Origin of the sequence: Klenkia terrae (assembly GCF_037083865.1) — a bacterium.
In the GTDB taxonomy this organism is placed as follows: Bacteria; Actinomycetota; Actinomycetes; order Mycobacteriales; family Geodermatophilaceae; genus Klenkia; species Klenkia terrae.
This window is the reverse complement of sequence record NZ_JBAPLV010000037.1, coordinates 17277-31301: the sequence shown is the minus strand read 5'-3', so window position 1 is coordinate 31301 and position 14025 is coordinate 17277. Positions and strand designations below refer to the sequence as shown.

The following is a 14025-nucleotide window of genomic DNA, read 5'->3' as shown; positions in this document are numbered from 1 at the left end:
CCCATGATCACCGCCAGGTGAGGGGTGGGTGGATGAGTCAGGCGGCGGCGCGGGTGACGGCGGCGCAGAAGCGGGCGTGGGCGGTCGCCGTCCCGGCCAGGGGGTCGAGGACCTCGGCCCTCGCCACCCCGGCCACCGCCTCCTCCAGCCGGCGCCTCGCGCGGCGGGCCCGGCGTCTGGCCCGCAGGCCGATGAACGGCCTGGCCAGCACCGCCAGCAGCAACCCGGCCAGCAGGCCGCCGACCAGCAGCAGCGTCGGCACCGGCAGCCCCTCCACGCGCGGCAGCGGCACCAGGTCGTCGAGCTGCAGCCAGCCCAGCACGACCAGTCCGAGCAGCCACAGCACGCCGACCAGCGCGGCCGCGGTCACCGCCCACTGCAGGGCGCCGACCCCCCGCTGCCACAGCGGGGTCCGGTCGGAGCCCAGGTCGGTGCCGGAGACGGCCCGGTCCAGGCGGTCGGCCAGCCGGTCGGCGTGCACCTCAGACGTGGCGCGCAGGTCGTCGGTCCAGGCCAGCGGCAGGCCCTCGCCCGCGGCGTCCCGGGCCCGGCGGACGGCGGTGGCCACCCCGGCCTCCTGCACCGACCCGACCTCGGGCAAGGAGCTGCGCCCGCCGGTGCCCAGGTGCAGGCGGCGCAGCGGGTCCGGGCGCAGCTTGCCCAGCCAGCGGACCACCGGCCAGCCGGTCGCCGCCGTCCCGGCCTTGACCGTCGAGCGCTCCACGGCGGCGGTGATCGCCGGCACCCCGGCCGCCGCGGCCAGTGCCCGGGTGAGGCCCGCGTCGTCGGTCGCCGTCCGGGTGCCGGGACCGCAGTGCACCTGCAGCGACCGGGCGACCCCGCGGACGTCGGCGGTCAGCCGCTGGGTCGCCGCCCGGCGCTCGGCCACCCGGCGGCCCAGCAGCGCCAGCAGCTCCGGCAGGCCCTCGCCGGTGCGGCCGCTCAGGGTGAGCAGCGCGGCGTCGGCCAGACCCTCGGCGTCCAGCAGGCCGCGCAGGTCGGCCCGGCAGGCGGCCAGGTCGGCCGGCGGCAGGCGGTCGGCCTGGTTGAGCACCACCAGCAGGGTGCCGGCGTGCCCGGCCAGCGGGCGCAGGTAGCGGTCGTGGACGGCGGCGTCGGCGTACTTCTCGGGGTCCAGCACCCAGACCAGGACGTCGACCAGCTCCACCAGCCGGTCGACCTCCAGCCGGTGCTCCAGCCGCACGGAGTCGTGGTCGGGCAGGTCCAGCAGCACCAGGCCGTCCAGGGCCGGGTCGGTGTCGTGCCGGTGCCGGCGCGGCACCTCCAGCCAGTCCAGCAGCGGGTCCTGGGCCGGTCCCCACACCGTCGCGTGGGCCACCCCGGTCGTCGGACGGCGCACCCCCGGCGTGCTGACCTCGGCCCCGGACAGCGCGTTGAACAGCGTGGACTTCCCGCTCCCGGTGGCCCCGGCCAGCGCCACCACGGTGGCCTCGCCGAGCGCCTGCCGCGCACCGGCCTTGGCCAGCAGGGTGCGCGCCCGGCCCACCTCGGGCACGGCCAGCCGGCCCTCGGCGACCTCGACGGCCTCGCGCAGCCCGCCGAGCCGGTCAGCCAGCGTCGGCTCAGCCACGGGCGCGGGCCAGCTCGGCGGCGGCGTCCCGGACCGACGCGACGTCCTCGGGGGTGGCCAGGCCGGCGAGCAGCGCGGTGAACCGGGCCCGCTCCCCGGCCAGCAGGGCGGCGGTCCGCTCGTCGAGGTCCCGGCGGGCCCGCTCGGCCAGCTGCCGGACGGCGGAGTCGCCGAACACCGCCTCCAGCACCCGCTGGCCCACCACCGTCGTCCCGCCGGCGACGGCCACCTCGGCGCCGGACAGGCCGGCGGTCTGGGCGAAGACCGCGACCATCACCACCGCGCCGGCCCCGTTGACCCCCCAGGACAGCAGCCGGGCCCGGGAGCGCTTGCCGGCACCCTCGCCGCGCACCAGCTCCAGCACCGCGCCCTGCCAGTCCCGCACGGTCGCGCCGGCGGCCTCGGCGAAGTCCGGGCCCACGGTGGCCAGCTCCCGCTCCCGGCCGGCCACCAGCGCCGCGCCGCCCGGCAGCCCCCGCCAGGCGGTCACGGTGTCCTCGGCGGCGGTCTCGGCCGCCGCGCGCAGCAGCTGCTCCACCCCGGACTCCAGCGCGCCGGTGAGGTCCTCCGCCGGGGTCGCCCGGCCGGTCACCGCCGCGGTCAGCCGGTCGCGCAGCCGACCGATGCCGGCCTGCAGCGAGCGCATCCACTCCCCGGTGCCGACGAACTCCTGCCAGCGGGCCAGCACCTCACCGCGCAGCAGGGTGCCGCTGCGCACGCCGTCGTCCACGGCGGTCGCGGCCCGGTCGTAGGCGGCGTCGGCCGCGGACCGCAGCGCACCGGCCGCGGCGACCTGCTCGTCGCCGGCCGCGGCGATCCCGGTGACCCGGTCGTCCAGGCTGGCCAGCGCGCCGGCCAGGGTCTGCCGGACCACCTCGGCCCGCGCCCCGGCGTCCGCGGCCAACCCGTGCAGCCAGCCGCGCAGCGGGGCGACCTCCGACTCCGGCAGCCGCCCGTCCTGCAGCGGACCCTCCCGCACCACCCACAGCGTCGCCGCCGCGAGCCCGGCCCGGGCGAGCATCCCGGCCAGGTCGCCGGCCACCTCGTCCACCGCCTCCGGCGGGACCCGGTCCAGGACGACGGCCAGCGCGGTGCCGCGGTCGGCGGCGGTGCGCAGCAGGTCCCACGGCACGGCGTCGGCGTAGCGGGACGCGGTGGTCACGAAGACCCAGAGGTCGGCGGCGGCCAGCAGCTGGCCGGCCAGGTCGCGGTTGGTCTCGACCACGCTGTCCACGTCCGGGGCGTCGACCAGGGCCAGCCCCGGCGGCAGCGCCGGGCTGACCGTCACCTGCACCGGCAGCACCCGGCCGTCGGCGAACGCGGCACGGTCGGCCGGGGCGCAGACCAGCACCGGCGTCCGGGTGGTCGGCCGGAGCACGCCGGCGGTGGTCACCTCGACCCCCAGCACGCTGTTGACCAGGGTGGACTTGCCGGCGCCGGTGGAGCCGCCGACGACGGCCAGCAGCGGGGCGTCCAGGTCCTGCAGCCGCGGCAGCAGGTAGTCCTGCACCTGGTCCACCACCGAGCGCACCGCCCGCACCCCGGCGTCCCGCCCGGGGACCTCCAGCGGCAGCGGGAGGACGGCGACCCGGTCCCTCAGGTGGGCGAGGGCGTCGGGCAGCGTCACCGGGGCAGTGTCCCCCGCGCCTTCCTTTCGCGCGGATCGGCGCCGTCGGCCAGGATGGGGCCGACCCCGCCCCAGACCCGGCCCCGAGCCCCACCCGAGGAGAGGACCGCCCTCCGTGCACCCCGACTCCACGTGGCCGAGCGCACCGGTCCCCGACGTCCCCGGCGACGTGTGGCGGTGGCAGCTCCCCAGCGTGCACGACGCGTCCCGGGTGCGGATGGACCTGCGGGCCCGGCTGGCGCACCCGTCGCTGACCTCGTCGTCGACCGAGGACGCCCGGGAGGGCCTGCTGCTGGCCTTCGAGGAGCTGGCCTCCAACGCGCTGCGGCACGGCGGCGGCGCGGTCGAGGCGGTCATCGTGGCCACCGCCGACGGGTGGATCCTCAGCCTGTCCGACGAGGCCGTCGACCGGCTGCCGGTGCCCGCCGTGGACCGCGACCCGGCGCTGGGCGGCATGGGCCTGCCGATGGTGGCGCAGCTCTCGGTGCAGCACGGCTACGCGGTCGGCGACGACCGCAAGCACGTGTGGGCCCAGCTCACGTCGGGTGTCGCCGTGCCCGGGGCCATGCCCGGACCGCGCAGCCGGCTCGGCTGAGACGGATCGGTCCGTTACCCGACCGTGACATCGGGGGTCACCGTCGGTTAGCGTCGATCCGGTGCGCCGCTCCTTGCTCGTCGTCCTCCTCGCGGCACTGCTGACCCTCGGCACCGGCCCCGCGCACGCCGCGCCGGTCGACCCGGGCCAGGTCACCGCCGCCCAGGCCGAGGTGGACCGGGTGGCCGCGCTGGTCGCCGCCGCGGAGGAGGAGCTGGCCCGCTCGACCGTGCTGGCCGAGGCCGCCGCGGACGCCGACCGGGTCGCGCAGGAGCAGCTGGTCGCCGCCCAGCAGGCCGCCGCCGGCACCGCCGCCGCCCTCGCCGACGCGCAGGCGGCCACCGTGGTCGCCGAGGACGACGTCGCGACGCTGGGCCGCGAGGCCTTCATGGGGTCGCAGACCTTCGGCACCGCCGCCGTGCTGCTGGACGCCGACAGCCCCGAGGACGTGCTGGAGCAGGCCGCGACGCTGGCCCAGCTCGGCGAGGACCGGGCTGACCGCCTGGACGCCGTGGAGCAGGTGCGCGACCAGGAGCAGGCCGCCGACACCGCCGCGCAGGAGGCCGTCGTCCAGCTGGACGCCGCGGCCACCGCCGCGGCCGAGTCCGACGCCGCCGCCCAGGCGCAGGTGGCCGCCGCCCAGGAGTCCTACGACGCGGTCACCGCGCAGAAGGCCGACCTGGACGCCCAGCTGCTGGCGGCGCAGACCGCGCTGCTGGAGGCCCAGGGCGTCGAGGACGCCGCCGAGGCGGCCGCCGCTGCCGCCGAGGCGTCGGTGGCCGCCGTGTCCGTCAGCACCGTGGGCGCCGGGTCGCTGGTCTCGGGCCGGGTCACCTCCTGCTACGGCTCCCGCTGGGGCACGGTGCACCAGGGCATCGACATCGCCGCGCCGATCGGCACCCCGATCTACGCCCCCGAGGACGGCGTGGTGCTCGACGCCGGGCCGGCCAACGGGTTCGGCCAGGCGGTCTACCTGCAGCACCAGGACGGCGTGATCACCCTCTACGGGCACGTGGACACCTTCACCGTCCGGGCCGGCCAGGTGGTTGCCGCCGGCCAGCAGATCGCCACCGTCGGCAACCGCGGCCAGTCCACCGGCCCGCACGTGCACGTCGAGACGCACTACGGCGGGCTCTACGCCGACCGCCGCAACCCCGTCCCCTGGCTCACCGCGCACGGCATCTCCGTCGGCTCCTGCGGCTGACCGACCGGGCGCAGCTCAGCCGCGGGCGCTCCAGGCGGTCCACAGCCGGGCGTAGCGGCCACCGGCCTCGACCAGCTCGGCGTGGGTGCCCTCCTCGACCACCCGGCCGGCGGCCAGCACGACCACCCGGTCGGCCCGCGCCGCCTGGGTGAGCCGGTGCGCCACGACCAGCGTGGTCCGGCCGGCGGTGGCGGCCAGCGCGGCGTCCTCCAGGTCCCGGGCACCCGCGCTGCCGGCCTCCGCGGTGGCCTCGTCCAGGACGGCGACCGGCGGGTCGGCGAGCACCAGCCGGGCCAGCGCCAGCTGCTGGGCCCGCGGCGCGGTGAGCTCGCGCCCGCCGTCGCCCACCACGGTGTCCAACCCCATCGCCGTCGCCCACCCGGCGCCCACGGTCTCCAGCGCGGCGACCACCTCGGCGTCGGTGGCGTCGGGCCGGGCCAGTCGGACGTCGTCGGCCAGCGACCCCGCGAAGACGTGCACCTCCTGGCTGACCAGGCCCACCTGCGCGCGCAGGTCGGCCACCGGCTCGCCGTCCAGCAATACCTGCCCGACGGCCGGGTCCAGCCCACCGGCGAGCACGCCGGCCAGCGTCGTCTTGCCCGCCCCGGACGCACCGACCAGGGCGACCCGCTCGCCGGGGGCCAGCGCCAGGTCGACGTCGACCAGCACCGGCGGGCCGCCGTAGGAGTGCCCGATCCCGCGCAGCTCCACGGCCGGCCGGGCCGCCGTCCGCACCCGGGGCGCCGCGGCGGCGTCGGGCAGGTCGGCCACGCCGACCATACGCACCAGGGACGCCCCGGCCGACTGCACGTCGTCGAAGGTGAACAGCAGCAGCCCCAGCGGGCCGAACAGCCGGTGGAACAGCAGCGCCGCCGTCGTCACCGCGCCGACGGTGACGTCGCCGGAGCGGACGAGGAAGAAGCCGACCCCGAGGACGGCGGCCAGGCCCAGGTACTCGGCCCGGTTCATCCGCCAGCCGAAGTCGGTGAACAGCCGGAAGACCCCGAGGGTGATGCCCAGCGCCGAGGCGGACCGGTCGTCGACCACTGCCCGGTGCCGGGCCTCGTCGGCGTAGGCGTGCACGGTGTCCGCGCCCTGCACCGAGCTGACCAGCGCCTGCGACCGCTCGCCCATCGCCACCCGCTCGGCGGCGTACCGGGGGGCCGACCGCGGCAGGTACCAGCGCAGCGCGGTGACGTAGAGCGGCAGCGCGACCATCCCGGCCAGCGCGAGCCGCCAGTCCAGCGCACCCAGGCCGACCAGGGTGAGCAGCACGGTCAGCCCGGCGCCGGCCACCTGCGGCAGCGCGCTGGTCACCGCCTCGGCCACCTTGGCCACGTCGTCCCCGACCCGGGACAGCAGGTCGCCGCCGCGCACCCGGTCGAGGGTGGCCGAGGGCAGGTGCAGCGCCCGGTCGACCACCTTCTCCCGCAGCCGGGCCAGCACCGTCTCGCCCAGCCGGGCGATGAGGACCGCGGACAGCCCGGTCAGCACGGCCGACAGCAGCGCGGCGCCCAGCAGGGCCCACACGAAGGGCCAGATCGTGCCCTTGCCGCGGTCCACCGCGTCGACCAGCCGGCCCAGCACCGTCGGGGCGATCAGCCCGGCCGCCGCCGCGCAGACCGCGGTGAGGGCGGTCAGCGACGCGGCCAGCGGACGGGCGCGCAGCTCGTCGGCCACCACCCGCCCGGCCCGGCGCCCGGTGGCGACCGGGAGCAGCTGGTCGGTCACCGGAGCACCGCCGCGGCGTAGTCCGGGTGGTCGGCGAGCTCGCCGTGGGTGCCGGTCGCGTCCACCACGCCGCCGCGGAGCACGACCACCCGGTCGCAGCGACCGAGCAGGGCGGGGCTGCTGGTGACCAGCACCGTCGTCCGGCCGCGGCGCAGCCCGGTCAGCCCGGCGGCGATCTCCTCCTCGGTGACCGCGTCGACCGCCGTCGTCGGGTCGTGCAGCACCAGCACGGCCGGCCGGCGGAGCAGCGCCCGGGCCAGGCCCACCCGCTGCCGCTGCCCGCCGGACAGCGACCGGCCGCGGTCGGCGACCGGCAGCTCCAGGTCGGCGAGGTCGGCGGCGCCCGCGGCGGTCAGCGCGGCCAGCAGCTCGTCGTCGGCCGCGTCGCCGGAAGGGTCGACGGCGCTGCGCAGCGTGCCCTCGAAGAGCACGACGACGTGCGGCTCGACCAGCACCCGCGCCCGGACCGCGGCGGGGTCCAGCCCGGCGACGTCCTCGTCGTCGAGCAGCAGCTCACCGGGGGCGACCGGGCGCCGCCCGGCCAGCAGGCCGACGAGGTCCTCGGCGTCGGCGGGGTCGGGGGCGACCACGCCGACCAGGGCGCCCGGTTCCACGTGGAACCCCGCCGCGGGCAACGCCAGGGCGCCGGGTCCGGGCCGGGGCGCGCGGCCGGCGGGGTGCAGCGGCTCCGCGGTGAGGACGCCGACCACCCGGGCGGCCGAGGCGCGGGCCTCGGCCACCTTCTGCCCCGCGAAGCCCAGCAGCCCGACCGGCTCGGCGAGGAACTGGGCCAGCCCGACCACGGTGACCAGCTGGCCGACGGAGAGCTGGCCGTCCAGCGCCAGGGCGCCGGCGACCCCGGCCACGGCGAGCAGGAACAGGCCGCTGCCCAGCACCGTCGTCCCCTGGTAGGTGCCGATCGCGCCGGCCGACCGCAGGGTCGAGGCCAGCGCGGTCGCGCTGGTGCGCCGGTACCGGGCGGTGGCCGCGTCCTCGGCCCCGATGCCGCGCAGCACCCGGGCGCCCCGGACCAGGTCGGTGGCCAGCCCGGCGGTGCGGGCGACGTCGGCCTGCTGGGTGGCGGTGCGGCGGGTCAGCCACGGCGACAGCAGCTGCAGCAGGCCGACCAGCAGCGGGGCACCCAGCAGCACACCGATGCCCAGCGGCACGCTGATCGTGAGCAGGCTGACCGCCGCGACGGTGAGCGCCGCGGTGCCGGCGACCACCAGCGAGGCCGCCTCGATCACCCGGCCGGTCTTCTCCGCGTCGTTGGTCGCGATGCTCAGCAGCTCGCCGGTCGGCGGGGCGCCGCGCAGGCCGTGCGGGTCGAGCACCCGCGCGGCGATCTCCACCCGCAGCTGGTGGGTCTCGGTGAACCAGCCGGTCACCACGTGCCGGGCCCCGTAGCGGTAGGCCTGCGACAGGACGACGAAGAGCAGGGCGGTCGCGCCGAGGGAGGCCACCAGCGCCGGCAGCGACCCGGTGGCCACCGCCCGGTCGATCGTCACGCCGATGGCGACCGGGACCAGGGCCTCGCAGGTCTGGTGCAGGGACAGCAGGACCGTGGCCCAGCCGAGCCGGCGCGGGTGCCGCCGGAGGGAGCGCCGGAGCAGCGCGCCCGGGGTGCTGGGGTGGGGGTCCATGGTGAGGGCACCCTAACCCAGCGTCAGGGGCGGCTCAGCCGTGGTGACCGCGCCGCTGCACCCGGGCGACGACGCGCTGCGTGCGGCTGGGGGTCTGCTCCGGGTCGAGCAGCTCGGTGTCGGCGAGCACGGTGTCGATCAGCCCTTGCTCCGGGATCTCGAAGGGCTGCAGCGAGCGGCCGGTCGTCGTCCGCAGGCTCTCCACCGCGGCGAGCAGCGACCCGTCGTGGGCCGCCACGGCGGCGGCGACGTCGTCCGGACCGACGGCCAGGTGCTCGGCGAGCAGGCGGTCCCGCATGCCGAGGACGGCGGCGGCGATCTCGTCGCGGCGCGGGTCGTCGGCGGCGGCCTCGATGGTGAGGTCGCACTCGGTGTCCAGGCCCATCGACCGGTTGTTCAGGTTCGAGGACCCGATCCGCAGCAGGCGGTCGTCGACGACGCAGACCTTGGCGTGCACGTAGATCGGCGTCCGGCTGGCGGTGACCGGGACGTAGAGCCGGAACCGGCCGTGCGCGTCGGCCTCCCGCACCCGGGCCAGCAGCTTGGCGCGGGCGGTGCCCATCGCCTTCTCCTCCAGCCACCCGTCGGCGGTCTCGGGGTTGACCACGACGAACTCGGGGCCGTCGGCCTCGCCCAGCCGGGCGATGATGGCCTCGGCGACCCGGCGGTTGGCGAAGTACTGGCTCTCGATGTAGACCGCGGTGGTCGCGCTGGCGATCATGGCCAGCCACAGGTCCTCGATCTCGTGCACCAGCTCCCACTCGCGGTGCTGCGGGCGGGTGCGCGAGATGGCGACGTCCACGTCGCGCAGCAGCACCGGGACCTGCTCGGGCCACTCCTGCTCGACGTCGTCGACGGGGTCCAGCTGCTCCCCGGTGCCGGCCGCCCAGCGGCGGCGGGCGAGCTCGCCCAGCGCCTTGGCCGCCGGGCCGGACACCATGCTGGTGACGTCGTGCCACGGCTGGGTCGACCGGCGCGAGCGCGGCCGGTGCCGGTACCGGTTGCGGTCGGCGTGGTCGGAGTCGTCCCAGCGGTCGGCGGTGACGTCGATGCCGCCGGCGAAGGCCAGGCTGTCGTCGACCACCACGATCTTCTGGTGGTGCGCCCCGCCCAGCGGGTGGTGCGCGTCGACCTTCATCTGGAACCGGTCGGACGTGCGCCGGTTGAGCAGCACGATCGGGACCAGGCCGCGGCCGAGCGCCTCGAGCATGCCCAGGTCCCACTGCAGCACGCCGACGAACAGGTCCGGGTTGGCCTCGACGGCGGCCTCGAGCACCCGGCCGACGCGGTCGTCGCGCCCCCGGCCCGGGGTGCGCGGGTCCAGCCGGATCCGCGGGTCGAAGTCCCACCCGATGAACAGCACCTGCCGCTTCGCCCGCAGCACGACCTGCTTGAGGGTGGCGAAGTAGTCGGCGGCGTCGACGAACACCGCGTGCTCGCGGGCCCGCTCGACCCGCCACACGGTCTCGCCCGGCTCGAGCACGCTGCCGCGCCACGGCGCCGGGTCGACCGGCTCCCGCGGACTGGGGACGACGGCGGCGAAGCCGTCGGTGTCCGGGTCGGTGGTGCTGGTCCCGTCGGAGCTCACGCGGTCTTCCGGCCGTAGGCGGCCGCGGCGTCGCGCAGGCTCTTGGTCGGGCGCAGCCAGGCACCCTCGACCGGCAGCGAGTCCAGCCGGACCCGGTCCAGCGGGGCGGCGAACGCCCCGGGCACGTCCTCGATGTCGACGAAGTGCAGCAGCTCGGAGCTGCTGGCGTAGCCGGCGACCTCGCTGAACGCGACCACCACGACGTCGGTGCCGGTGCGCGCCAGCTCCTCGAGCGGCTCGCGGAAGTTGCGGCCGTCGCCGGAGAAGACGACCAGACGGCGCAGCGAGTGGCTGTGCGCGCGGACCTCGATGTGGTCGAGCATCGACTGGTCGATGTCGTCGTCCGGGCGGCTCTTGGGCCGGGCGAAGACCGAGTACCCGAAGCTGCGCAGGGCCTCGACCCAGCCGCGCAGCGTGGTCACGTGCTGCGGCGGCACGTTGGCGAAGACGCAGGCCTCGACCTCGTCGGCACCGCCCTGCCCGGCCTCCCCCGCACCGCCCACGAACCAGGAGGCGATGGCGTCGAAGCGCGGCCGCGAGGCCGCGGTCGGGCGGGCGCCGATGACCGTCGCGAGGGTCATGTCGATGTTCGGCGCGTCCCACACCAGCAGGTCCAGGGCGGGCCGGTCGCGGACGACCTGCCGCTCCGGCTCGGCGGTGGGCTCGGCGGTCCGGCCGGACCCGAGGTCGGGGCTCTCGATCTCCGTCGCGGTCACCGGGCCAGTGTGCCGGGTCGCACCCCCGGACGTCGCCGAGGTGGCCGGCGGCGCCACCCGGGAGGGGGGCCCGGCCGGGGAGGTGGCGCGCCGGGAGCGGCGCCGGCCGGAGGGGTCCACCCGGTCATGGTGGCAGCCGTCCCCCGGTCGCACACCCGACGGCGGTTTACAGTTCATGCACGCAGTCCGCACAGCTTCGACGGAGGAGGGGTCCTGACCGACACCTCGTGGCGGGACCGCAAGCGCGACAGGACCAGGCAGCAGATCGTCCTCGCGGCCCGTCACCTCTTCCTGACCCAGGGCTTCGACCGCACCACGGTGCAGCAGATCGCCGAGGCCGCCGACGTCGCCGTGCAGACCCTGTTCAACCACGCGGCCAGCAAGGAAGCGCTGTTCTTCCTGGACCGGGTGCCCTTCGCCGACGCCCTCACCCGGCCGGCGGAGGCGGGCGAGGAGTCGTGGGACCAGACGCTGGTCGCCCACCTCACCGGGCTGTCGATCGGCTACATGCGCTCGCTGGACGACCCCGGCAACCTGGCGATGGCCACCCAGATCGAGGCCACCCCGTCGCTGCACCGGCACGAGCGCAGCCTGCACAACCAGGTCGAGGGCGAGCTGGCCGAGGTCATCGCCGCCCACCTGCCCGACGCCGACGCCCGGCTGGGCGCCGCCGTCCTGCTGGCCACCACCCGGGTGCACGCGCACACCTACCGCCAGCACCTGATCGCCGGCGCCGTGCCACCGCTGTGCCTGGACCAGCTCGCCGAGGTCCTGCCCGTCCGCCTGGCCCACGTGTTCGCCGTCGCCCGGCACGCGCAGCCCGCCCCGCACCCCGCGCCGGCCCGGTGAGCCCCGGCGCCGCCTTCGTCGCCGAGCTGGACCGCGGGCCCGGCGACCCCGAGCTGCTGCCCGAGCGGCTGGCCCGGGCCTGCGTCGCGGCGCTGCCGGTGGACGGCGCCGGGCTCAGCCACGCCTTCGACCCCGACCGCCGGTTGCCGCTGGGCGCCAGCGACGCGCAGGCCGTGGCCGCCGAGCAGATGCAGTTCGCGCTCGGTGACGGCCCGTGCCTGGAGGCGCAGCGGCGACGACGTCCGCTGGCGGTGTCGGCACCGGAGCTGGCGCAGCGCTGGCCGGTCTACGCCTCGCAGCTCGCGGCGCGCACCGCCTACCGCAGCGTGCTCGCGGTGCCGGTCGGCGGGCCGCTGGCCGCCGTCACCACGCTGGACCTGTTCTGCACCGACGCCGAGGCCCCGGCCGTGCCCGACGAGGACGTCGCCGAGGTGGCCCTGCTGGTGGGCGACGCGCTGGCCGCGGACATGTCGGGCGGGCAGCACCGGCTGCTGGGTCTGCCCGACTGGTTCCACCGCCCGGCGGTGGTGGCCCGGCAGCGGGTGTGGCTGGCCGTCGCCCAGCTCAGCGGGCAGGACGGCATCAGCAACGCCGCGGCGCTGGCCGTGCTCCGGGCCCGGGCCTTCCGCCTGGACCAGGGCCTGGAGACCGCCGCGGAGGGCCTGCTGCGCGGCGAGGTGCCCCCCGCCTGACCCGCTGGCAGGCTGGGCGGGTGCGCACCACGAGCAGCCGCGAGGTGTACCGGAACGCCTGGACCCGGGTCCGGGAGGACACCGTCGTCCTGGACGACGGCAGCAGCGGGATCTACGGCGTGGTGGAGAAGCCCGACTTCGCCTTGGTCGTGCCTGCGCAGGACGACGGGTTCTGGCTGGTCGAGCAGCACCGCCACCCGGTCGACCGGCGGTGCTGGGAGTTCCCGCAGGGCACCTGGCCGCACGGGGGCGGGGGTACCCCGGAGCAGCTGGCCCGCGCCGAGCTGGCCGAGGAGACCGGGCTGCGCGCCGCCGACCTGCGCCACCTCGGCCACCTGGACGCCTCGCCCGGGCTGTCCACCCAGGGCTTCGACGTGTGGCTGGCCACCGGGCTGACCGAGGGCCCCACCGCGCGGGAGGCCACCGAGGCCGACATGGTGCACGCCTTCGTGCCCGAGACCGAGCTGGTGGCCCGCATCCGCGCCGGCGGCTTCACCGACGCGCCGTCGCTGGCCGCCTTCGCGCTGCTCCTGCTGGACCGGGCTGCGGGCTAGGGACGCCGGCCCGGCCAGCGCCGGGGCTGCCGGCGGTGGAAGGGCTGCGGGCGCAGCGGACGCCAGTCCGCGCGGGTGAGCACGTACTCCACCTCGCCGTGCTCGGCGCCGGGCAGCGGGCCGGGCAGCTCCTCGGTGTAGGTGCGGCGCCAGCTCAGGCCGACCTTCTCCATCACCCGCCGGGACCCGGTGTTCACCGCCATCGTGGTGGCGACCACCTCGTCGGTGTCGGTGCCTGCGAATACGGCGTCCACCAGTGCCCGGGCACCCTCGGTGGCCAGCCCGCGGCCCCAGCAGGCCCGCCGCAGCCGGTAGCCCAGCTCGACCGAGGCCACCGGGTCGGTCACCATCGGGCGCAGCTCGAACCAGCCGACGAAGTCGTCGGTCGCCCGGTCCTCCGCGGCCCAGTAGCCCAGCGGCACCGGCCCGTGGTCGGCCAGCAGCCGCGGCAGGTCCAGCCCGCGCACCCGGGCGGGAGGCACCGGGTGGCCGGTGCCCAGGTGGCGCATGACCTCGGGGTCCCCGTGCAGCGCGACGACGTCGTCGCCGTCGGCGGGACGGACCGGTCGCAACCGCAGCCGGGGGGTGAACAGCGGCGGGACGACGGTCCCGGCGCTCGGCCCGGGCACCGGCAGCAGGGCGCGCGGGGGCACCGGTCGCCACCTGCCGTCGATCGCCATCCCCACCACGCTAGACCCGGCAGGCCGCACAGCCGGTGACCACGGCCGTGCACGTCGTGTCGGAACGCCGCCGTTCAGCGCCGCCGGCGCCACCACCGCCGCGCAGCCGGCGGCTCGGGTGCGGGAGCCGGCTCCGGATCCGGCGCGGGCGGGCGGCTGGCCCACCACTCCGCCACCCGCTCCTCCTCGTCGTGCATCCGCACCACCAGGGGTGGGCCGTCCAGCGGGGTGCGCCACGCGGCGGCGACCCGGTCGTTGAACTCCCGGACGGCGGCCCGGACCCGCTCCTCCGACGTCAGCGCCGCCAACCGCCCGGGCAGGTCGTCCCGCTCCCGGCCCAGCGCGAGGGAGGGCGGCAGGAAGGAGGCGTCCGGCTCCTGGCGGCGGGCCCAGGCCAGCGCCCAGGCGTAGGCGTCCTCGGGGCCGTCCCGCTTCGGCAGCGGCTTGCCCGACCCGGGCAGGTCGGCGAACGCACCACGCTCGGCCGCCGTCCGGATCTGGTGCTCGACCCAGGTCTCGACGGACATCCCGTCGGGCTTGCGCTCGGTCACCTCC

The 14025-nt window shown here is 77.3% G+C and carries 13 protein-coding genes; 5 read left to right on the top strand and 8 right to left on the bottom strand.

The window, feature by feature from the left end:
* Window positions 1-37: 37 nt before the first annotated feature.
* A complete protein-coding gene (locus UXQ13_RS21855; protein ID WP_336392972.1) occupies window positions 38-1591 on the bottom strand; it encodes a GTPase in 1554 nt (517 codons plus the stop codon).
* Window positions 1584-3218 (bottom strand): GTPase domain-containing protein, encoded by a 1635-nt coding sequence (locus UXQ13_RS21850; RefSeq protein ID WP_336392971.1) that lies wholly within the window; start codon window positions 3216-3218, stop codon window positions 1584-1586. Before UXQ13_RS21850 ends, UXQ13_RS21855 begins: the two co-directional genes overlap by 8 nt.
* A gap of 115 nt (window positions 3219-3333) precedes the next feature.
* On the opposite strand from UXQ13_RS21850, the gene UXQ13_RS21845 reads away from it, so the two are divergent.
* Complete coding sequence (locus UXQ13_RS21845; RefSeq protein ID WP_336392970.1) at window positions 3334-3813, top strand: ATP-binding protein; 480 nt, start codon at window positions 3334-3336, stop codon at window positions 3811-3813.
* Between the two features lie 61 nt (window positions 3814-3874).
* Entirely contained in the window at window positions 3875-5017 is a 1143-nt protein-coding gene (locus UXQ13_RS21840) for a M23 family metallopeptidase (RefSeq protein WP_336392969.1), read from the top strand.
* Between the two features lie 15 nt (window positions 5018-5032).
* Here UXQ13_RS21840 and UXQ13_RS21835 read toward each other — a convergent pair whose 3' ends face one another.
* The 4 genes from UXQ13_RS21835 to UXQ13_RS21820 are packed head-to-tail and all read right to left on the bottom strand — an operon-like array spanning window position 5033 to window position 10695.
* Complete coding sequence (locus UXQ13_RS21835; RefSeq protein ID WP_336392968.1) at window positions 5033-6748, bottom strand: ABC transporter ATP-binding protein; 1716 nt, start codon at window positions 6746-6748, stop codon at window positions 5033-5035.
* Window positions 6745-8391 carry an ABC transporter ATP-binding protein gene (locus UXQ13_RS21830; RefSeq protein WP_336392967.1) on the bottom strand — a complete coding sequence of 549 codons (1647 nt, stop codon included), beginning with the start codon at window positions 8389-8391 and terminating at the stop codon, window positions 6745-6747. The genes UXQ13_RS21835 and UXQ13_RS21830 overlap by 4 nt, the downstream gene beginning before the upstream one ends.
* 34 nt (window positions 8392-8425) lie before the next feature.
* Entirely contained in the window at window positions 8426-9979 is a 1554-nt protein-coding gene (locus UXQ13_RS21825) for a phospholipase D-like domain-containing protein (protein WP_336392966.1), read from the bottom strand.
* Window positions 9976-10695 (bottom strand): NYN domain-containing protein, encoded by a 720-nt coding sequence (locus tag UXQ13_RS21820; RefSeq protein ID WP_225233786.1) that lies wholly within the window; start codon window positions 10693-10695, stop codon window positions 9976-9978. Before UXQ13_RS21820 ends, UXQ13_RS21825 begins: the two co-directional genes overlap by 4 nt.
* 126 nt (window positions 10696-10821) lie before the next feature.
* Here UXQ13_RS21820 and UXQ13_RS21815 point away from each other — a divergent pair, with 126 nt between their 5' ends.
* The 3 genes from UXQ13_RS21815 to UXQ13_RS21805 are packed head-to-tail and all read left to right on the top strand — an operon-like array spanning window position 10822 to window position 12790.
* Window positions 10822-11544 (top strand): TetR/AcrR family transcriptional regulator, encoded by a 723-nt coding sequence (locus UXQ13_RS21815; protein WP_336392965.1) that lies wholly within the window; start codon window positions 10822-10824, stop codon window positions 11542-11544.
* Window positions 11541-12236 carry a GAF domain-containing protein gene (locus tag UXQ13_RS21810; protein ID WP_336392964.1) on the top strand — a complete coding sequence of 232 codons (696 nt, stop codon included), beginning with the start codon at window positions 11541-11543 and terminating at the stop codon, window positions 12234-12236. The genes UXQ13_RS21815 and UXQ13_RS21810 overlap by 4 nt, the downstream gene beginning before the upstream one ends.
* A 20-nt stretch (window positions 12237-12256) precedes the next feature.
* Window positions 12257-12790: an NUDIX hydrolase gene (locus tag UXQ13_RS21805; RefSeq protein WP_336392963.1), complete on the top strand. Its 534-nt coding sequence runs from the start codon at window positions 12257-12259 to the stop codon at window positions 12788-12790.
* Here UXQ13_RS21805 and UXQ13_RS21800 read toward each other — a convergent pair.
* Together UXQ13_RS21800 and UXQ13_RS21795 are read right to left on the bottom strand one after the other, a co-directional pair.
* On the bottom strand, window positions 12787-13470 hold the full coding sequence (locus UXQ13_RS21800; RefSeq protein WP_336392962.1) for a GNAT family N-acetyltransferase: 684 nt from the start codon (window positions 13468-13470) through the stop codon (window positions 12787-12789). The two genes, UXQ13_RS21805 and UXQ13_RS21800, sit on opposite strands and share 4 nt — an antisense overlap.
* Window positions 13471-13544: 74 nt before the next feature.
* On the bottom strand, window positions 13545-14021 hold the full coding sequence (locus UXQ13_RS21795; RefSeq protein ID WP_336392961.1) for a DnaJ family domain-containing protein: 477 nt from the start codon (window positions 14019-14021) through the stop codon (window positions 13545-13547).
* Window positions 14022-14025: the final 4 nt, after the last annotated feature.

Coding starts and splice junctions, on each gene's coding strand:
- UXQ13_RS21830 (WP_336392967.1), bottom strand. CDS start 8,391: ATGGACCCCCACCCCAGCACCCCGGGCGCGCTGCTCCGGCGCTCCCTC.
- UXQ13_RS21800 (WP_336392962.1), bottom strand. CDS start 13,470: ATGGCGATCGACGGCAGGTGGCGACCGGTGCCCCCGCGCGCCCTGCTG.
- UXQ13_RS21815 (WP_336392965.1), top strand. CDS start 10,822: ATGGTGGCAGCCGTCCCCCGGTCGCACACCCGACGGCGGTTTACAGTT.